19 protein-coding genes are annotated in these 19117 nt (G+C 40.0%); 1 reads left to right on the top strand and 18 read right to left on the bottom strand.

Going from position 1 to position 19117, the window contains the following annotated elements; translation table 11 throughout:
* Nucleotides 1-121 precede the first annotated feature (121 nt).
* From HMPREF1116_RS09710 to HMPREF1116_RS09720, 3 genes are all read right to left on the bottom strand, one after another.
* Nucleotides 122-2332: a ComEC/Rec2 family competence protein gene (locus tag HMPREF1116_RS09710; protein ID WP_000942443.1), complete on the bottom strand. Its 2211-nt coding sequence runs from the start codon at nucleotides 2330-2332 to the stop codon at nucleotides 122-124.
* Nucleotides 2316-2957, bottom strand: coding sequence for a helix-hairpin-helix domain-containing protein (locus HMPREF1116_RS09715; RefSeq protein WP_000391802.1), 642 nt, complete (start codon nucleotides 2955-2957; stop codon nucleotides 2316-2318). Before HMPREF1116_RS09715 ends, HMPREF1116_RS09710 begins: the two co-directional genes overlap by 17 nt.
* Nucleotides 2958-3022: 65 nt before the next feature.
* Nucleotides 3023-3592 (bottom strand): GNAT family N-acetyltransferase, encoded by a 570-nt coding sequence (locus tag HMPREF1116_RS09720; RefSeq protein ID WP_000444603.1) that lies wholly within the window; start codon nucleotides 3590-3592, stop codon nucleotides 3023-3025.
* A 168-nt stretch (nucleotides 3593-3760) separates the two neighbouring features.
* Between HMPREF1116_RS09720 and ald the strand changes: the two genes are divergently transcribed.
* On the top strand, nucleotides 3761-4873 hold the full coding sequence (gene ald, locus HMPREF1116_RS09725; RefSeq protein ID WP_000904721.1) for an alanine dehydrogenase: 1113 nt from the start codon (nucleotides 3761-3763) through the stop codon (nucleotides 4871-4873).
* Nucleotides 4874-4930: 57 nt separating this feature from the next.
* Here ald and HMPREF1116_RS09730 read toward each other — a convergent pair whose 3' ends face one another.
* From HMPREF1116_RS09730 to HMPREF1116_RS09800, 15 genes are all read right to left on the bottom strand, one after another.
* Entirely contained in the window at nucleotides 4931-5917 is a 987-nt protein-coding gene (locus HMPREF1116_RS09730; protein ID WP_007555803.1) for a PhoH family protein, read from the bottom strand.
* Nucleotides 5918-6128: 211 nt separating this feature from the next.
* Nucleotides 6129-6344 (bottom strand): YozE family protein, encoded by a 216-nt coding sequence (locus HMPREF1116_RS09735; protein WP_001232087.1) that lies wholly within the window; start codon nucleotides 6342-6344, stop codon nucleotides 6129-6131.
* Nucleotides 6345-6351: 7 nt separating this feature from the next.
* Nucleotides 6352-7206 carry an RNA-binding virulence regulatory protein CvfB gene (gene cvfB, locus HMPREF1116_RS09740; protein WP_001095465.1) on the bottom strand — a complete coding sequence of 285 codons (855 nt, stop codon included), beginning with the start codon at nucleotides 7204-7206 and terminating at the stop codon, nucleotides 6352-6354.
* Between the two features lie 60 nt (nucleotides 7207-7266).
* On the bottom strand, nucleotides 7267-7824 hold the full coding sequence (frr, locus tag HMPREF1116_RS09745) for a ribosome recycling factor (protein ID WP_001262232.1): 558 nt from the start codon (nucleotides 7822-7824) through the stop codon (nucleotides 7267-7269).
* A 9-nt stretch (nucleotides 7825-7833) separates the two neighbouring features.
* A complete protein-coding gene (pyrH, locus tag HMPREF1116_RS09750) occupies nucleotides 7834-8568 on the bottom strand; it encodes a UMP kinase (RefSeq protein WP_000433488.1) in 735 nt (244 codons plus the stop codon).
* Between the two features lie 86 nt (nucleotides 8569-8654).
* Nucleotides 8655-9989 (bottom strand): methylenetetrahydrofolate--tRNA-(uracil(54)-C(5))-methyltransferase (FADH(2)-oxidizing) TrmFO, encoded by a 1335-nt coding sequence (gene trmFO, locus HMPREF1116_RS09755; RefSeq protein WP_000083693.1) that lies wholly within the window; start codon nucleotides 9987-9989, stop codon nucleotides 8655-8657.
* 186 nt (nucleotides 9990-10175) lie between these two features.
* A complete protein-coding gene (gene rsmI, locus HMPREF1116_RS09760) occupies nucleotides 10176-11054 on the bottom strand; it encodes a 16S rRNA (cytidine(1402)-2'-O)-methyltransferase (RefSeq protein ID WP_001166907.1) in 879 nt (292 codons plus the stop codon).
* Nucleotides 11055-11056: 2 nt separating this feature from the next.
* Nucleotides 11057-11374 carry a DNA replication initiation control protein YabA gene (yabA, locus tag HMPREF1116_RS09765; protein WP_001034369.1) on the bottom strand — a complete coding sequence of 106 codons (318 nt, stop codon included), beginning with the start codon at nucleotides 11372-11374 and terminating at the stop codon, nucleotides 11057-11059.
* Between the two features lie 24 nt (nucleotides 11375-11398).
* Entirely contained in the window at nucleotides 11399-12295 is an 897-nt protein-coding gene (locus HMPREF1116_RS09770) for a DNA polymerase III subunit delta' (RefSeq protein ID WP_000808206.1), read from the bottom strand.
* Complete coding sequence (gene tmk / locus HMPREF1116_RS09775) at nucleotides 12292-12930, bottom strand: dTMP kinase (protein ID WP_000033357.1); 639 nt, start codon at nucleotides 12928-12930, stop codon at nucleotides 12292-12294. Before tmk ends, HMPREF1116_RS09770 begins: the two co-directional genes overlap by 4 nt.
* A 118-nt stretch (nucleotides 12931-13048) precedes the next feature.
* Nucleotides 13049-13846, bottom strand: a complete 798-nt coding sequence (gene proC / locus HMPREF1116_RS09780; RefSeq protein WP_000689665.1) for a pyrroline-5-carboxylate reductase — start codon at nucleotides 13844-13846, stop codon at nucleotides 13049-13051.
* Nucleotides 13847-13850: 4 nt separating this feature from the next.
* Nucleotides 13851-15113 carry a glutamate-5-semialdehyde dehydrogenase gene (locus tag HMPREF1116_RS09785; protein ID WP_000255265.1) on the bottom strand — a complete coding sequence of 421 codons (1263 nt, stop codon included), beginning with the start codon at nucleotides 15111-15113 and terminating at the stop codon, nucleotides 13851-13853.
* A 9-nt stretch (nucleotides 15114-15122) separates the two neighbouring features.
* Nucleotides 15123-16232 carry a glutamate 5-kinase gene (gene proB / locus HMPREF1116_RS09790; protein WP_000875711.1) on the bottom strand — a complete coding sequence of 370 codons (1110 nt, stop codon included), beginning with the start codon at nucleotides 16230-16232 and terminating at the stop codon, nucleotides 15123-15125.
* 157 nt (nucleotides 16233-16389) lie between these two features.
* Nucleotides 16390-17586, bottom strand: coding sequence for an elongation factor Tu (gene tuf, locus HMPREF1116_RS09795; protein WP_001040718.1), 1197 nt, complete (start codon nucleotides 17584-17586; stop codon nucleotides 16390-16392).
* A 409-nt stretch (nucleotides 17587-17995) separates the two neighbouring features.
* Entirely contained in the window at nucleotides 17996-19105 is a 1110-nt protein-coding gene (locus tag HMPREF1116_RS09800) for an AI-2E family transporter (RefSeq protein ID WP_000489835.1), read from the bottom strand.
* Between the last annotated feature and the right edge of the window lie 12 nt (nucleotides 19106-19117).

Here is a 19117-nt window from a genome sequence, read left to right on the forward strand (position 1 = left end):
TCTCCTATTTGCAATATAAAAGTTTGACACCAATCTTAACTATTTTATAGTAAACAGGATTCAAAATCAAGCCTTGAATGATTGTTTAGACAATTTTAATGTTTAGTTTTCTCTGAAAACGTTATTGAACAGTTTCAACATTCCAAGTAGTCCATCCCTTGAAACGAATGGCGCCCTTTTGATTCGTTTGGTATATCGAATTTCCAAGTTCTTGGTTACTTTCCCCATTTTTTTCTTTGAATTTTTTCTTCTTGTCTACCGAAATGACCGTGATTTTAGGGTGTACATTTTTGAAGATTTCGATATCTGTCTTTTTCTTCGATGCTTGCTGATGAGTTAGCACTACATCTGCTTGGAGTTTCGGATAAGACTTGGTTAAGAACTTCTCCTCTATATTTCCAGTAACTAGAAAGGTTTGATTTAGTAACTTTCCATACATTGTAATTGAATCATTTTTATCCTTATTTTGAGTTTCGATTACTTCCAAACTACTCCCAAAAACAAATAAGCTGTCTCCTTTTTTAATTGAACGTAGGTTGACTTTGCTTTCCTTCAACTTATCTATGAATTCTCTCTGTGATAGAGTTTCTTCAGTTACTAGAATCTCTCTAAGCTGGAAGGCTTTACTGATTTCTAACACATGATCTAACTGCTTAGTATCACTAGTCGTCAGAACCAACTGATCAATCTTGGCCACTCCTCGACTTTTCAGATAAGGAATTAAACTACGTTTGGCATTGCTGGTAATAGCTTTCTCCTGCCAGACTTCTTTCTTTTCAACTGCTAGCTTTTCACCAACATCCAGTAGTATGGTCTTCCCTGTCATGTCTCTTAGGAAAATACTTCGTCCCTGTTCCATATCTAGGACTGTGATTTCATTTTCTAGTGGATGCTTGGTTACTAAAAAGAATGAGATGGCAACTATGACAAGCATAGATATTTTTTTCAAATTCTTTCGATAGTCATAGATGAGAGCTAAAGTAATCAAAAGAAGGATTAAAATCCAAAGACTCGGCTGTCCAAAAACAAGTGGCCTCGTAGATAGCTGAGAAATATAGCGAATGATGTTTTCAAGCCATTCAAAGAGAAAGTTGAACTGGGTGATGGGATATATAAATGACAGACAGAAGATAATCGATAAAAGTGGCAATAGGACCATGTCAAACAAGAATGAAAAGACAAATGTCAAGAGAATGGACCACGGTTGAAATTCTGAAAAATAAAATGATAGAATTGGCAGAATTCCCAAGGAAATAATGCAACTCTCTCTAACCAGACCTTTTATCCCTGCTACTTCCTCACCAGTCATGATCAGGATAAAGGCATAAGCACAGGAAAGAACTCCCCCAGCAGTTAAGAAAAAATTCGGCATGATTAAAAATAGAATAAGAATCGTCAAAGCAAAATTATCCAGTGACTTAAAGCCATGCTGAGCCAATAACTTTTGTAGAAGACTACGAATAACTGAAGCTGAAAATCCTGTCAAGCCTGCATAAAACAAAGAAAAGGGATAAGCTAGCCATTTGAACTTCTCTTGTGTCAAGCCCAATCGCAAGAGTGACTTTTTAAAAGCATCCATGAAAAATCCGACTTGCATTCCAGATAAAGCAAACAGGTGAATAATCCCTAGACTGGAATAAAGTTCGTTCATTTCCTCAAAGTCTGTATCTAAGTGTCCCAATAAAAGACCTGTCATATAGTTACGCATGGGGTCAGGAAAATTCCGTTTAATCCAGACAACTGCTTTTCTTCGCAAACTAGATAGATTTTCTCCGATATCCCAACTGGTAATTTGCTTTAATTCCACAATTTCGGATATGGTTAAGGTCTGATAAATTCCTTGGGTTTTGAGATAGTTTCGATAATCAAAACCCGCAAAATTACTGGCACCTTGAGGACTAGCTAACTTACCTTTTACAACCATTTCATGCAGATCAGACAACTGTTGAAATTTTTCCTTTTCAACTTCTGATTGGAGTTTATAATAAACCTGAAAAAGTCTGCCCTCAGCCTTGCCACGAAAAGATAAGCTATCACCATTTACCTTGATGGTATCCGGTAATATTCGCACTGTATCAACCGTGTCTACAAGATTCCGATTGGCTTCTTCTTGCTGCCATTTTTGAAAAATAAACCAACTCCCAAATATGCTGCAAATCAAGAGGACCTTGGTCACAGTTTTCCATGGAAATTGGAAAAAGAGGCAGACTAGTAAAAAGACAAAGCCCAAAAGTGCTAAGACACTTGCTGAAAAGATTGCATAGTAGAGCCATAGCAAAAGAAAACTGAGATAGATTTTGGGAATGGGAATGCGACTAATCCACTGTAACATACTCTTTTAACTTTTCTATCGTTTTTGCACCAATACCAGAAACCTTTTTGAGTTCATCAACTGACTTGAACTTACCGTTAGACTCACGATGGTCAATAATATCTTGAGCACGTTTAGCACCTAAGCCTTTGACTTGTTTCAGTTCCTCTAAACTGGCTTTATTGAGATTGACTTTCTTATTTTCCTTGCTGTTAGAAGCATTTGATTGTGTTGCTTGACTGGTAGCTTCTTCCTTAGTTGGAACATAGACAAGTGCTTCGTCACTAATTTTCTGAGCAAGATTGATAGATTTACTGTCTGCATTATCTGTCAGTCCACCAGCTTTTTGAACAGCATCATTGATACGACTTCCAACTGGCAAATCATAAATCCCTGGTGTTTTGACAGCCCCTTTGACATCGACAGTAATCAGATCTTGCTCCACCACTTCTTCCTTCTGATTTCCATCTTCCTTTTCATCCGTCGAATCCTTAGAAATAACTGCAACTTCTGTTTGCAAATTACTTTCCTTGGCAGGTGTTTGAGCGACTGGCTTTAGGAGGAAAAATCCACCCAAGACTAAACCCAAAATAGCACAGATAACAATGATTTTATATTCTTTGATTTTCTCAATAAGTTCTTCCATATTTTCTCCTCTCTTAGCTTATTCGTAAGAGAAAGAAAAAACAGCTGAAAAATCTTTTCAACTGCTTACTTATTTGCAAAATAATCTTCCTTGGTTAAAATGTAATGTACACGTGTTACAATTCGTCCTGGTTCTTTATAGTCCATTCTAGCATATGGTTCTTCGTGGGAGAAGTGCATACCTGATTTCTCCATGACTTTTCCTGATGCAGGATTGTCCTTATCATGAAAAGCCGTCAACTTATTCATTCCTACCTTTTCAAAAGCCAGTTCAATTACGGCTCGATTGGCTTCAGTTGTCAAACCTTGATTCCAATATTTTTTATGGATAATATAGCCAATGGCTGCCTTCTTAAGAAGAGTATCGATCTTGTGCAGATCAATGGTTCCGATAAACTCTCCAGTACTTTTTAGTTCAATTCCCCATCGGCCCAAGGGATTGGCTAGATAAAACTGGGCAATATTATTCTTAGTTTCCTCTAAACTTTGATTGGTTTGAAAAGTATAGCGTGTATTTTCTTTATTTGAAGCATACTCAAACATGGCTTCTGCATCATCGAGCGTTACTGGTCTAAGTACTAAGCGTTCAGTTTCGATGATTGGATGCTTAGCTAGTTTGATAAATAGTGATTCCATGATTTCACCTCCCAAAATAGATTGCTAAAAGAATAACATAAAAGAAATAGGTTTACAAGTTTTTCTTGCAATTTAAAGCGGTTTCATATACAATAAAGTCATCACAAAAACTCTGAAGAATGATGTGATACATAAATTGAAACAGCTTAATAGAAAGTGAGTTATCCTATGTTAATTGGAATTCCAAAGGAAATTAAAAATAATGAAAATCGTGTTGCTTTGACACCTGCTGGTGTACAAAGTCTCGTTGGTCGTGGCCACCGTGTCCTTATCGAAACGAATGCTGGACTTGGATCTGGTTTTACTGATGCTGACTATGAAAAGCAAGGAGCTGAGATTGTAGCAACAGCTGCTGAAGCCTGGGCTGCAGAATTGGTTGTTAAAGTCAAGGAACCGCTTGCTAGTGAATATCAATTCTTGCGTGAAGACTTACTTCTCTTCACCTACTTGCACATGGCGGCTGCTCCAGAATTGGCTGATGCTATGCTTGCAGCTAAAACAACGGGTGTTGCTTATGAGACAGTCCGTGATACTCAAGGACAACTTCCTTTATTAGTTCCAATGAGTGAGGTTGCAGGTCGTATGGCTGTCCAAATCGGAGCCCACTTCTTGACGAAACAAGCTGGTGGTTCAGGAGTTCTACTCGGTGGTGTTCCTGGTGTTCCAAAAGGAAAAGTAACCATTATCGGTGGTGGTGTCGTTGGTACACACGCAGCTCGCATTGCGCTAGGTTTGGGAGCTCAAGTAACCATTCTTGATATCAGCGCTAAACGCCTCTCAGTCCTTGAAGACGTCTTTGGTCACCAAATCCAAACCCTTATGTCTAACCCATTTAATATCGAAGCAAGTGTACGTGAAGCAGACGTTGTGATCGGTGCAGTATTGATTCCTGGTGCCAAAGCACCAAAATTGGTAACAGATGACATGGTTCAACAAATGCGTCCTGGTTCTGTCATCGTTGACGTTGCTGTTGACCAAGGTGGCGTTATCGCTACAGCTGACCGTGTAACAACTCACGATGAACCTGTCTATGAAAAACACGGTGTTCTTCACTATGCCGTGGCTAACATTCCTGGAGCAGTTGCTCGCACATCTACGATTGCCCTTACAAATGTGACTCTTCCATATATCGAAGCCTTGGCAGGAAAAGGATTTAAGAAAGCTATTTCTGATGATGCTGGTTTACGAGAAGGAGTTACAACTTATCAAGGTATCCTCACTAGCCAACCAGTTGCCGAAGGTTTGGAACGTGACTTCACTTCAATCAGTGAACTTGTTTAAAATGATTTATAAATTTAAACTACAAAAATAAGAGCAGCTTTTGACTGCTCTTTTTCCTTATTCTGTTTCTTCTTGGTTTTCTTCAGCTTTGACAGGTAGGGGTTCATAGGCTCTGATAATTTGAGCTACAACTGGATGGCGAACCACATCCTTAGCTGAGAAATGAACAAAGTCAATCTGGTGAATATTCTTGAGTTTTTCCTGAGCATCAATCAAACCTGACTTGACATTACGTGGCAGGTCAATCTGACTAATATCCCCATTGACAATCATTTTCGAGTTAAATCCAAGACGGGTCAAGAACATCTTCATCTGCATGATGGTTGTATTTTGCGCTTCATCCAAGATGACAAAGGCATCATCCAAGGTACGCCCACGCATATAGGCCAAAGGTGCAATTTCAATAATTTCACGTTCCATAAGACGGGTTGTTTGATCTTTCCCAAGAATCTGGTACAAGGCGTCATAAACTGGTCGTAAATAAGGATCGACCTTTTCCTTGAGATCACCTGGAAGAAATCCTAAGCTCTCTCCTGCTTCTACTGCTGGACGTGTCAATATGATTCGCTTGACTTGTCCACGCTTGAGGGCTGTTACGGCCAAAGTCACTGCTAAGAAGGTCTTACCTGTTCCTGCCGGCCCAATCCCAAAGGTCACATCGTGTTGCTTGACACTATCCACATAAAGCTTTTGCCCCAAAGTTTTAACACGGATGGGCTTACCTGTATTATCCTTAATAATCTCTTCTTCATAGAGGGCGACAAACTTATCGATTTCATTATTCTTAACCATGGTAATGGCTGTCACCACATCCGGAGTTCCAACAGTCATTCCACGATTAACCAAGACCATTAAGGCTTGGATAACTTGGCGGGCTTCCTCACAAGCATTCTCTGCTCCCAAGACTTGTACAATCTCTGTACGGGCATGGATGATAACACCCAACTCATCCTCCATCAATCGAAGGTGGCGCTCATTGGACCCAAAAAGATGAAATAGGTCATCTGGATGACTCAGTTGAATATCTATTGAATGTTCCTTCAAACAAAGAACCTCTCTAATTCTCTTATTTCGTTTTATCATTTTTGTTTTCTTTTAAGTATGAAATAACTTTCAAAAATCCTATCACTCTGACAATTCGTAATGGTAAACGAAACTTGTCAAAATAAGGAAAATCCTCATAAAAGATAAACTGAATGACTATATTATAGCAAAGAGGCTGAGAAATTACTATCCCCAACCTCATCTAGTAGCCTTAATGTTCTAAATATTCCTGCCAGATACGATCGAAGTCTCCCATATTAAAGGAAAAGCTAGCATGTTCCTCTAAAAAACGACTCACTTGATCGAAATCATCTGTATGTTTCGGAAAGGCGGACTCCTCAAAAGCCAGATCCGCTAAAATTGCTTTGGGACTATTGCTTTTAGGGTTGCGCTCGGTCATCAGCCAAGTATAAAATGATTTTCTCATAAGCCTCCTAAATCAACTCTGTGCCGAACTGATCTTGCTTGATTTTGCCAGCCTTCATCAAACCACCGAGTGCTTTTTTAAATTGACCTTTTGAAATACCGAAAGTAGCCTTGATATCTTCTGGTGATGACTTATCATTCAAGGTCATGAAGCCACCATTGCTTTCCAAATAAGTCAAGATCATCTGCGCATCATTTTCCAACATCTCAAAAGAGCGTGGTTTTAAAGAGAGATTAAGCGTTCGGTCAACCTCACGGAAACCAATGACACGCGCATCTAGCACTTGCCCCAAACGTGGTTCTGCATAGCGCTCACTTGGATGGATAAATCCAAGCATGTTGTTCTCTGGTAAATAGACGAAGGTTCCTGATAATTTGAGACGGTATACAATGGCAGGCCAATTTTGATTCTGCATGTTATTGTAGGCAGGACGTGCCAATCGTTGGAAATCTTCCTGATAAGCTAAGATTCCCCAGATACGGTCCTTCTTGTCCACTTCTAGACGAATATAAAGTCGATCACCTTTCTTTGGCCAGAGTTCTTTAAGTTCAGGGAGAATATCTAGTGACACAACGATTTCCTTGTCTGGTAATCCTGTATCAACAAAAACCCCAAGGTCCTTACGAACCTCTGTTACTGTTCCCCAACCAAATTGTTCCTGAGTTGCAGTCACTTCTGTAGTAGTGAGGCGCAATTTTTGCTTCATATCTGTGTAAGCAAAACCTTTGACCGTATCACCAACTGTATGCTGACCTTCTTCTTTAGCTAGGGCATATGTTTGACCATCCTTTTGAACAAAGTAAAAACGGTCATTTTCATCGATGATGAGTCCAACGATAAAACTTGCAAGATTTGTATTCATATTTCCTTCTTTCGAATAAAACTCAGCCAGCAATGCCAACTGAGTTTTTCTGTTTATTTCTTAGACTTCCAAGATTTCTTTTTCTTTGTTGGCAGTCATTTCGTCGATGTGTTTAACAGCATCGTCTGTTGCTTTTTGAATATCTTTTTCAAGAGTCTTCAATTCGTCTTCAGTGATTTCTTTCGCTTTTTCTTGTTTCTTAGCCTCGTCCATAGCATCACGACGGATATTACGGATAGCAACTTTAGCATTTTCACCCACTTTTTTCACTTCTTTAGCAAGGTCGCGACGAGTTTCTTCTGTAAGAGCTGGGATTACCAAGCGAATAACAGAGCCATCGTTAGCTGGTGTGATACCTAGGTCTGAAGCATTCAAAGCACGTTCGATGTCTTTCAAAGATGATTTGTCAAATGGTGTTACCAACAAGACACGCGCTTCTGGGATTGTGATAGAAGCAATTTGGTTAAGTGGTGTTTCAACACCATAGTACTCAACGTGGATACGGTCAAGCAAGCTAGCATTAGCACGGCCAGCACGAATACTTCCAAACTCACGAGCAAGTGAGTGGTGAGATTGGGTCATTCTCTCTTTTGCTTTTTCTACGATTGCGTTTGCCATAATGATTTCTTATTCCTTTTCTTCGATATTATTTGAAACTGTAGTTCCGATATTTTCACCAAATACAACACGTTTAATATTTCCTGGTTGGTTCATGTTAAAAACTACCAAGTCAATATCATTGTCCATTGAAAGTGTTGAAGCTGTTGAGTCCATGATACGGAGACCTTTATTGATCACGTCACGGTGAGTCAATTCTTCAAATTTAACAGCTGTCTTATCCTTTTTAGGATCAGCATTGTAGACACCATCAACCCCATTTTTAGCCATCAAGATAGCGTCCGCTTCAATCTCAGCTGCACGAAGAGCCGCTGTTGTATCTGTTGAGAAGTATGGCGAACCAATTCCCGCACCAAAGATAACAATGCGTCCTTTTTCAAGATGACGAAGGGCACGACCACGAACGTAAGGTTCTGCTACTTGTTGCATAGCAATGGCTGTTTGAACACGTGTATCCACACCAACTTGTTGCAATGAATCTGCCATTACAAGAGCATTCATGACGGTTCCAAGCATTCCTGTATAATCTGCTTGTACACGATCCATTCCAGCTTCTGCAGCAGGTTCTCCACGCCAGAGATTTCCTCCACCAATAACGAGGGCAATCTCAATACCTAAGTTATGTACTTCTTGAATTTCTTGAGCCATTGCTTGAACTGTTTTGATATCAATTCCGACACCACGTTCGCCAGCAAGGGCCTCACCTGATAACTTAATCAAAATACGTTTATATTTGGGTTCCACCTGACTTCGCTCCTTTATTTTATTCAAACTATTTTATCACATTTTTTGAGATTTTTATAGTCTCATGAGTTATTCTTTGGAAAATTTTAAACGGATAAATAGTTTTCCAAATCAGCCAAAGCACGCTCTGCAATTTTTTCATAACGAGCCTTCTTATCACGAATGCGGTCGCCTTCCAATTCCTTGATAATTCCGAAATTGACGTTCATTGGTTGGAAGTGTTTACTGTCAGCATGGGTGATGTAATGAGCTAGACTTCCAATTGCTGTTGTCTCTGGGAAAATAGCCTCGCTTTCGCCCTTGAAAAGACGAGCTGCGTTAATACCAGCTACTAGACCTGATGCCGCTGACTCAACATATCCTTCCACACCCGTGATTTGACCAGCAAAGAATAGATTTGGCTGTTTCTTAGAACGATAAGTTTGCTCAAGAAGATTTGGTGAATCCATATAAGAATTACGGTGCATAACTCCATAGCGAACAAACTCAGTGTTTTCAAGACCTGGAATCATTTGGAAGACACGCTTTTGTTCTCCCCATTTAAGGTGAGTTTGGAAACCAACAATATTGTAAAGACTACCTGCCGCATTATCCTGACGAAGCTGAACTACAGCGTATGGTGTCTTAAATTCTCCGTCACGAGGACCAGTGTAATCGTCTGGATACTCCAAACCAACTGGTTTCATAGGACCATAGAGCATGGTTTTGATCCCCCGTTTAGCCATGACTTCGATTGGCATGCATCCTTCAAAATATTTTTCTTTTTCAAAAGAATTTAACGGAGCTTCTTCCGCATTGACCAAGGCTTCATGGAAATCCATAAACTCTTGTTTGGTCATAGGAGCATTGAGATAGGCTGCTTCTCCCTTATCATAACGAGATTTGAGATAAACCTTGTTCATATCAATCGTATTAACATCCACAATAGGCGCTGCAGCATCATAAAAATAAAAACCGTCACCGCCATTAAGAGCGTGAATTTTCTCAGCAAGGGCATCACTAGTCAAAGGACCAGTCGCAACAACTGTAATAGCATCCGTTGGCAATTCTGTAATTTCGTCACGAACGACCTCAATCAAGGGATGATTGGCAATCTTTTCAGTAACCATTTGCGAGAAACCATCGCGGTCAACCGCAAGGGCACCACCTGCAGGAACACGGGTTGCTTCAGCAGATTCCAAGATAAGAGAACCTAGGCGACGCATTTCTTCCTTGAGGAGGCCGACAGCATTTGTAAGAGCATCCCCTCGCAAGGAATTAGAACACACTAATTCTGCAAAATTGTCAGTTTTGTGTTGCGGTGTTGACTTGACACCACGCATTTCATAAAGCTTAACTGGAATACCACGCTCTGCAATTTGGTAGGCTGCTTCAGAACCTGCCAAACCAGCACCGATAACATTGATATAAGATTGAGACACGACACTAATACCTCTTTGGGAGTGTGAAGTAAAGATTCACATAAAAAAAGCCAACCGAACTTTTCTCGCTTTCGAGTTTTCAGGCTCAGGCTGAAAAAGTATCCAGGATTTTTCACTCCCACAAATCTTTCTATTTTTTTCTTCTTCTAGTATAACAAAAAAAGGGAAGAAGGAAAACTTCCCTGTTTAGTCATTGGATTGATTGTCTTCCCATTCGTGATAAGCTGCGTATAGCTGGCTTTTATTCCACTGATAAATCTTAGCGACTTCTTTAATGGCTTGATTTTTCTTAACACCTTGTTGAATACGTTCTTGGATTTCTGAGAACAAATCCTCTTCATCCTTATCTTCTACTTCTTGACTAGCACCTTCCACAATCAGAAGACACTCGCCCTTAAGCGGTGTTTGAGAAATATTTTCTAATAATTCAGTAATACTTCCACGTTGGTATTCTTCATAAATCTTAGTCAATTCTCTAACCAGAACCACTGAACGATTACCATAAACTGCTAACATATTTTCCAACGTATCAGACACACGGTGAGGCGATTCATAGAAAATCTGAGTTTCTGGATAAGCTTTTTTTGCTTCGAAAAATTGCTTTTGCTGGCCTGATTTTCGTGGTAAGAAACCATAAAAAATGTGAGGTTGTGGTGCTAAGCCACTGGCAATCAAGGCAGAAATCCCTGCACTAGCTCCTGGAACTGTGACAACTGCGATATCTTCTTCAATGGCAGCCTTGACCAAATCATGCCCCGGGTCAGAAATACTAGGCATCCCTGCATCAGATACTTGGGCAAGATTTTGACCTTGTTTCAACAAACCAATCAAATCAGGAATTTTTTCCTTGGCATTGTGTTCGTGAAAACTGATTTGCTTGGTTGAAATCTCAAAATGCTTGAGCAAAAGTCCCGTATTACGAGTATCTTCTGCCGCGATCCAGTCAACCTCTTTCAAGGTCTGAATAGCGCGAAAAGTCATATCATCTAGATTACCGATTGGCGTTGCGACTAGATAAAGCTTGCCATAGGGAGTTTGTCCCTTAAAACTCTTTTGAATCTGCATACTTACTCCCTAAATAACAACTCATCACAAAACATGCATTCTGCATCTTGCTCCCGACGTTGGCCATAAAAGTCACGGCAAACATGAAAACCGTCCTCATAAATGCGACGGACATTTTCCCTTACATGTTTCGTTTTGGCTGGAGCTGTCTCCTCAACCTCTCCCAAACGTTCTCTCAGTTTATCATTTTCTAAACGAAGAGCTGTATTTTCCTCTACCAGACTCTTGAGATTTTTCTTGATAGCTTCGACGTCTGCCAAGGTTACCAACAATTGCTGTGAAAAGTCATCTAAAGCATCAAATAATTCTTTTTTATTCATTACAGCCCTTTCTATAATCTATCTTTACTTTAAATTTTTTTGTAAAACCAGGTATTCCAAAGCGTTTTGAAAGCTAACATTGGCCCGCCACATTTTACGAGTTTGGACGAGATTTTGCAAAATATTACGAGCTGAAACATTGAGAATCTCTTGACCAGCTAGTACCTCTAAAATTCTGAGCACTTGATCTTGCTTTTCTTTATCATCAGACAAACTCGTTAATTTTGCAACTTGCAAATAGGATTCTTTTTTATGGGCCAAAAGCCAAGCAAAGAGGCGTTCACTTTCATCTACTAGTGTCCAAAATCCTGCTTGATGGACAAGCTTATCAGCCTCCGCCTGAGATTGACTAAACTGAGCCAATAGCTTAGCTTTATTTTTTACTAAACCAGCCTCTTCAAGCTGTGACATTAAAGTAGAGACTTGTTTCTTAAATTGGAAAATCTGTGTCCGACTTCGAATCGTTGGTAACATCTGTTCCTCATCATCGGTCAAAAAGAAAATATAAATCTCACTTTGTGGCTCTTCAATAACCTTCAAGAGTGAATTTGCAGCATTCACATGCATTTTTTCCGCTTGTTCGATAATAAAAACCTGACGTTGATTTTCAATACCAGACTGTGAAAATTGACCGACTAATTCCCGAATACGCTCCGTCTTAATAACTTGATTCTGAGGTTTGATCATGGTCACATCAGGAAATTCTTCTTGTTCAATCAATTTACAATTCCGACATTTTTCACAAGGAAAAATACCAGTTTTCTCACTACAAAAGAGACTTTTAGACAAGAAAAGAGCCATCTCTAAACTTCCAAAATTACCTGAAAAGAGATAGGCATGATTAAGTTGCCCTTGCTCCAAAATATGAACAAAACGTTCAAATTGTAAAGGTTGACAAGCTCTTAATTGCTCTTGTTTCATCTCCGTAGTCCCATCCTGTCAAAAAGTAGCTGTTGCGTTTTCTCAATCACCTGATCAAGTGGTAGGCTAGCATCGATTTTTACAATGCGGTTTGCTTCCTTTTCCAAAAGAGATAGATACCCCTGACGGACTTTTCGGTGTAGGTCCAGACTTTCCATGTCCAAACGATTGACTTCCCGATCACTATTGGCAGCAATACGTGCCAACCCCTCTTCGACCTCAATGTCAAAATAAAGAGTCAAATCAGGTTTCAGCCCATCTGTCGCAAACTGATTAAGCCAATCAATGGCATCGATATCTAAACCACGCCCAAAGCCCTGATAAGCAACCGAACTATCGATAAAGCGATCCATGATAACCAGTTTTCCAGCTACAAGTGCTGGTAAGACCTTTTCCACCAAGTGTTGTCGACGACTGGCAATATAGAGGAGAAGCTCCGTCTTAGGATCCATTTCAGTATGACTAGGATCTAGAATCACTTCACGAATCTTCTCTCCAATCAAAACCCCGCCTGGTTCACGGGTGCTTAAAACTTCTATTCCCCTATCCTCTAATATAGGGATTATGGCTTCAAGAACGCTTGTTTTTCCCGCTCCCTCTGGTCCCTCAAGAGAGACTAAAAATCCTTTTGACATGTCTGACTCATTTCTATTTTTCTCTCTTCTATTCTATCAAAAAAATGGGGATTTGTGAAAAGCTTTTTTCATTTCGCTCTTTGTAATAAAAAAGAGGTTGAGTTTTAACTCTCACCTCTTATTTGCCTAATTCTTGAGTTCTTTTGTAGGCTTGGTTGACAGCGTCCATAACGGTTCCTCTAAAAGCATGTTCTTCTAGGCTTGCTACGCCAGCAATGGTCGAACCACCTGGGCTACAAACTTGATCTTTCAAGACTCCAGGATGTTGCTGACTTTCTAGTACCATTTGACCTGCACCAACTACTGTTTGAGCCGCCATTTTCAGAGCCGTTTTTCTTGGTAATCCTGTTTGAACTCCTGCATCTGCCAAAGCTTCGATAAATAGATAGACAAAGGCAGGACCACAACCTGCAAGCCCTGTTGCCGCATCTATTAAACCATCGCTTAATTCAACCAACTGCCCTGCATTGGCTAAAAGTTGACAGAAAAGTTCACTGTCTTCTGGATGACAATTTGCAGACAAAGCATAGCTAATCACTCCTTGCCCAATAGCAACAGGTGTATTAGGCATGATGCGAATAATCCTATGGTGACTTGGAAGAAGACTAGCGAGTTTTTCCAAGGTCAAACCAGCTGCCATGGAAATCAAAAGAAGACTTTCTCGTTTCTCAAGGATTGACTGATATTGAGTAAGCAGTTCAGAAAATTGAGCTGGCTTTACTCCTAGAAAAATCACATCTGCTTCTGCAAAGATTTCGTCATTACTAGAAGCCAGACCACCATAATTGGAAATAAAAGCATCTACTTTTGCTTGACTACGATTAGCAAGGAGAATCTGATGACTCGTTTTTGCCTGCAAGACAGCCTTAGCCAAACAAGCTCCCATATTCCCCAAGCCGATAAATCCAATCTTCATCTCTTTACTCCCTTATCTGTCCATCACCAGTAACCACATATTTGTAGCTGGTCAATTCCTTCAAGCCCATTGGACCACGCGCATGTAATTTCTGAGTAGAAATCCCCATTTCACATCCTAGACCGAATTGGCCACCATCTGTGAAACGAGTCGACGCATTGACATAAACCGCTGCCGAGTCCACTTGACCTGTAAAGTAAGCTATAGCATCAGCATTTTCAGTCACAATCGCATCCGAATGATGGGTGCTGTGGGCTTCGATATGCTCTACAGCTTCCTCAAGACTAGAAACTACTTTAACAGCTAAGACATAGTCTAAAAACTCGGTATCAAAGTCTTGTGCTTCAGCAGTTTGGCCTGAAACAAACTGACTTGCTTTGCTATCCAGTCGGAGTTGAATTGCTTCCAGTCCAGCTTCTTTTCTATCTGCAACCAACACTTGCTCCAAGCGAGGAAGGAAGCTTGCCGCCTTGTCTTGATGAACAAGCAGCACTTCCATGGCATTACAGACTGAAGGACGACTAGTTTTAGCGTTATTGATAATAGACAGTGCCTTGTCTTCATCTGCATTCTTGTCAACGTAGACATGAACAATCCCTGTACCTGTTTCGATAACTGGCACAATAGCATTCTCAACGACAGCATTGATCAAACCGGCCCCCCCACGGGGAATGAGAAGATCTAGATAACCTTTAGCCTTCATCATGGCATAGCTACTTTCACGACTGGTATCTTCTACTAATTGAATGACGTCTGGATGAATGGTGGTAGTCTCCAAGCCCTTCTTCAAGGCTGTAACAATAGCATGAGCTGTTTGGTAGGCATCCTTACCGCTACGAAGAACAACCGCATTTCCACTCTTGAGAGCAAGGGCAGCTGCATCAGAAGTCACATTTGGACGACTTTCATAGATAATGCCAATAACACCCATAGCCACACGCTTCTTAGTAATGGCCAAACCATTTTCAAGCTGACTTCTTTCTAGGACTTCACCAATTGGATCTGGTAAAGCAACCACATCACGAATGCCTGTTGCCATCGCTTCTATACGACTTGCATCCAAATAAAGACGATCGAGCATAACATCTGATATTTTACCCTTTGCTGCTTCCATATCAAGGACATTGGCCACTAAAATCTCCTCAGTAGCTGCCAATAAGTGATCAGCCATGGCTAGCAAGGCTTGGTTTTTTACTGTTTCACTAGCAGTATTGATGGTTTTTTTAACTGCCTGTACCAGTTCAAATTGTTCTTGTGTACTTACCATAGTTTACCTCTAAAATTCTGTAAAGAGTAGTTGGATTTCAGGAGTGATAGAAATCCAGTCATCACGATGAATCAGGACTCCCTTGACTTTTTGAGAACGAAGGACATCTTTAAGTCCCGATGCACCTAGTTGCACTCTACCTTTCCCAAGTGATTTTCCAGTTTCCTTATCAAATACCGTTACAATATCACCATAAGAAAAATTGCTCTCAACATCTACAACCCCTGATAAAAGGAGACTCTTTTCATGTTGAGAGAGGGCTTCTGCCGCCCCTTTATCAACCCAAATAGCCCCCTGACTTTTGGCATAAAAGGCCAGCCATTGTTTCTGGGTACGAAGTCCCTTTTCCTGTGCAACAAAGAAAGAACCATCAAGAGTTTCTTCAGCTGCTTCAATTAAAGCATCAGGTTTCAAGGAAGAACAGATATATACGGGAACGCCTGACTCTGTCGCAATGGTCGCTGCCTTTATCTTAGTCAGCATACCTCCAGTTCCATTTGAAGATCCAGCACCACCAGCCATATCGATAATTTCTCGATTGATGGTCTCGATTCGCTCCAGACGTTTAGCTCTTGGATCCGAGTTAGGATTACCAGTATAAAGACCGTCTACATCTGTTAAGAGGACCAAAAGATCTGCCTGCACCATTGCAGCTACCTGAGCACTGAGCGTATCATTATCTCCGACCTTTAGTTCATCAATAACGACACTGTCATTTTCATTGATAATAGGAATCGCGCCACGATTGAGAAGGACAGATAAAGCTTGATGGGCATTTTTATAACGTCGCTTATCGACAAAATCATCCTGGGTCAGCAGGATTTGCGCTGAAACAATCTGCCTTAAGAGCAAATTTGTTGTATATTCTTCCAGAAGCAATCCTTGACCAACTGCAGCTGAAGCCTGCTTATCCGCAATCTTTGTCGGTCGTTTCTTAAATCCCAAGGCTCCAAACCCTGCCGCAACAGCCCCCGAAGATACTAAAATCAGCTCATGACCAGCTTCATGTAGCATTGCAAGCTGCTGTGTGATTGCTTTTACTTTACTGCGAGATAAACTTCCATCTTTATGAGTCAAGGACGAAGTTCCCACTTTAAATACGATACGCTTGTACTTCATATTTTTCTCCAAATTTAATATTTAACCATTTTACCATGATTTTATGAAATTGTAAAAAAGGAACTCTCTCACTTTTGATCGCAAAAAAAGAACCTTGCATAGCAAGATTCTTTTAGTGTCTGACTTAAATAATTGTTCTTCTGGGAACTAAATCGAATTAAGCTTCGATTTCTGTAACCATACCTGAACCAACAGTACGTCCACCCTCACGGATAGAGAATGTAGTACCTTGTTCTACGGCGATTGGGTGGATCAACTCAACGTCGATTGTCACGTTATCACCTGGCATTACCATTTCAGTACCTGCTGGAAGTTCGATTGAACCTGTAACGTCAGTAGTACGGAAGTAGAATTGTGGACGGTAGTTGTTGAAGAATGGAGTGTGACGTCCACCTTCTTCTTTAGTAAGGATGTAAACTTCACCTTTGAATTTAGTGTGTGGGTTGATTGAACCTGGTTTAGCGATAACTTGTCCACGTTCGATTTCGTCACGTTGAACACCACGAAGAAGGACACCTACGTTATCTCCTGCAAGACCTTCGTCAAGTTGTTTACGGAACATTTCAACACCAGTAACAACTGCTTTTTTAGTTTCTTCTTTGATACCAACGATTTCGATTTCGTCGTTGACACGAACAGTACCACGGTCGATACGTCCTGAAGCAACTGTACCACGTCCAGTGATTGAGAATACGTCTTCGACTGGAAGAAGCAATGGTTTGTCAGTGTCACGTTCTGGTTCTGGAATGTACTCATCAACAGTGTTCATCAATTCCATGATGATGTCTTCGTATTTAGAGTCACCTTCAAGAGCTTTAAGAGCTGAACCTTGGATAACTGGAAGATCGTCACCTGGGAAGTCGTATTCTGAAAGAAGGTCACGGATTTCCATTTCAACCAATTCAAGCAATTCTTCGTCGTCAACCAAGTCGATCTTGTTCATGAAGACGATAAGGTGTTTAACACCAACCTGACGTGAAAGAAGGATGTGCTCACGAGTTTGTGGCATTGGTCCGTCAGTTGAAGCTACTACAAGGATAGCTCCGTCCATTTGAGCGGCACCAGTGATCATGTTTTTAACGTAGTCCGCGTGTCCTGGAGCGTCGATGTGAGCGTAGTGACGTTTTTCAGTTTCGTACTCAACGTGCGCAGTGTTGATTGTGATACCGCGTTCGCGTTCTTCTGGAGCAGCATCGATAGACGCATAGTCTTTAGGTTGGTTAACTGCTGAAGGCAAGCGACGTGCCAAAACAGTTGTGATAGCTGCAGTTAGGGTAGTTTTACCGTGGTCAACGTGTCCGATAGTACCAATGTTAACGTGTGGTTTACTACGATCGTATTTTTCTTTTGCCATTTGAGTAAAAGCCTCCAATAAAATATATTTTATAGATAGACAGTAGGCAATACAGTCTAACTTTCCTTACTATTTTATCAAATTTCAGCTAAATTGCAAGTGTTTTACAAAGTTTTTGTGAATTATTCTTATTCTTGCTCAACTTCCTCTACCAATTTATTTAAAATATCTATAAATAGGCTTATTTTAGCAAAAGGCGATAGACCATAATTCGATAACCCAAGTCTTAATTTCCTATTTCCAGCCCCGAAAGACTTCAATCATTCAGTTGTTTGTAAAAATTATGTATAGAAAAATTAAAGTTTCATCATAAGAGATTAGAGAGTTTAAAACCATTAAAAAGTTTGATCAACTACAGTTCCCAAGATACAATGATCAAAAAAGGTCGGGAGCTTTTATCCCGACATCTTTATTCTGATAAATGTTTTTCAACTTCTTGTGCTTCCTTATGATTTTCATACAGTCGCGCTAAGAATTTTGCAATCTCTTTTAAAATGGAATAGGTTGGAACAGCAACAATCATCCCAATCACACCGTAAATATTACTTGATAATAAAAGCAAGACTAAAATAGTAATCGGGTGAACCTTCATAACTCCACCCACGATACGTGGATATAAAATATTTCCATCAACTTGCTGAATAATCAACATATAAATGACAGCAATAATCATTTTATGAGGATCGGTGAAGAGATTTGAAATAATCATTGGAATCAAGCCAATGCTTGGTCCTACATAGGGAATCAAATTAGCCAATCCAGAAAAAATGGCGAAGACCAAGGCATATCTTAGACCAATCACACTATAACCGATAAAAGCTAAACATCCAATAATAACTGCATCTATAGACACTCCACTAATGTAACGAGAAATAGTTGTATTTAGGTTTGTCAATAAACCAGATATGTTCAATTTATCTCGTTTTAATATAGTTCTTTCTAGCATGGGTAAAAATTTATGTCCATCAAGTAGGAAGTAAATCAAGAAGACTGGTGTCATGATGATAATCAATACAGTGCTTACGAGTGCAGAGAGAACACTGCCAACACTATTTGTCACACTGTTCAAGATATTTTGCAAAATATCAACATATGACAGATTCAGTTGCTGAATAGTTTGTTGAATATCTAGATTTTGCAGGGCTGGATGTTTTGATAACTCAATGACTAAATCTTGAAGACGACCATAAATGTTTTGACTCGAGTAGATTAGGCTACTCAACTGATTAATCAAAATCGGTAGCAGATAGACAAAACTAAGTACGATTGCACAAATTAAGGCACAAAGGGTTAACAAAATCCCAATGATGCGATTGATTTTGCATTCCTTCTCTAAAAAGATAACAATTGGGTTGGTTAGGTAATACAAAAATCCTCCCAATAAAAAAGGAATCATGATTGTATTTGCAACACTGACAAAGGGTGTAATAATAGCACCCATTTCTCTCCAGAGATAAAAAATTAAGGTTATTAGTAGAATTTCAGTTGTCCAGAAGAATAGTTTATTTCTCCGAAACATAGGCCACCTCCT

Origin of the sequence: Streptococcus sp. SK140 (assembly GCF_000259525.1) — a bacterium.
In the GTDB taxonomy this organism is placed as follows: Bacteria; Bacillota; Bacilli; order Lactobacillales; family Streptococcaceae; genus Streptococcus.

Coding starts and splice junctions, on each gene's coding strand:
- proC (WP_000689665.1), bottom strand. CDS start 13,846: ATGAAGATTGGATTTATCGGCTTGGGGAATATGGGAGCTTGTTTGGCT.
- HMPREF1116_RS09715 (WP_000391802.1), bottom strand. CDS start 2,957: ATGGAAGAACTTATTGAGAAAATCAAAGAATATAAAATCATTGTTATC.
- ald (WP_000904721.1), top strand. CDS start 3,761: ATGTTAATTGGAATTCCAAAGGAAATTAAAAATAATGAAAATCGTGTT.
- HMPREF1116_RS09770 (WP_000808206.1), bottom strand. CDS start 12,295: ATGAAACAAGAGCAATTAAGAGCTTGTCAACCTTTACAATTTGAACGT.
- HMPREF1116_RS09720 (WP_000444603.1), bottom strand. CDS start 3,592: ATGGAATCACTATTTATCAAACTAGCTAAGCATCCAATCATCGAAACT.
- HMPREF1116_RS09710 (WP_000942443.1), bottom strand. CDS start 2,332: ATGTTACAGTGGATTAGTCGCATTCCCATTCCCAAAATCTATCTCAGT.
- tuf (WP_001040718.1), bottom strand. CDS start 17,586: ATGGCAAAAGAAAAATACGATCGTAGTAAACCACACGTTAACATTGGT.
- cvfB (WP_001095465.1), bottom strand. CDS start 7,206: ATGAATACAAATCTTGCAAGTTTTATCGTTGGACTCATCATCGATGAA.
- proB (WP_000875711.1), bottom strand. CDS start 16,232: ATGAAGTACAAGCGTATCGTATTTAAAGTGGGAACTTCGTCCTTGACT.
- yabA (WP_001034369.1), bottom strand. CDS start 11,374: ATGAATAAAAAAGAATTATTTGATGCTTTAGATGACTTTTCACAGCAA.
- HMPREF1116_RS09785 (WP_000255265.1), bottom strand. CDS start 15,113: ATGGTAAGTACACAAGAACAATTTGAACTGGTACAGGCAGTTAAAAAA.
- frr (WP_001262232.1), bottom strand. CDS start 7,824: ATGGCAAACGCAATCGTAGAAAAAGCAAAAGAGAGAATGACCCAATCT.
- HMPREF1116_RS09735 (WP_001232087.1), bottom strand. CDS start 6,344: ATGAGAAAATCATTTTATACTTGGCTGATGACCGAGCGCAACCCTAAA.
- tmk (WP_000033357.1), bottom strand. CDS start 12,930: ATGTCAAAAGGATTTTTAGTCTCTCTTGAGGGACCAGAGGGAGCGGGA.
- HMPREF1116_RS09800 (WP_000489835.1), bottom strand. CDS start 19,105: ATGTTTCGGAGAAATAAACTATTCTTCTGGACAACTGAAATTCTACTA.
- rsmI (WP_001166907.1), bottom strand. CDS start 11,054: ATGCAGATTCAAAAGAGTTTTAAGGGACAAACTCCCTATGGCAAGCTT.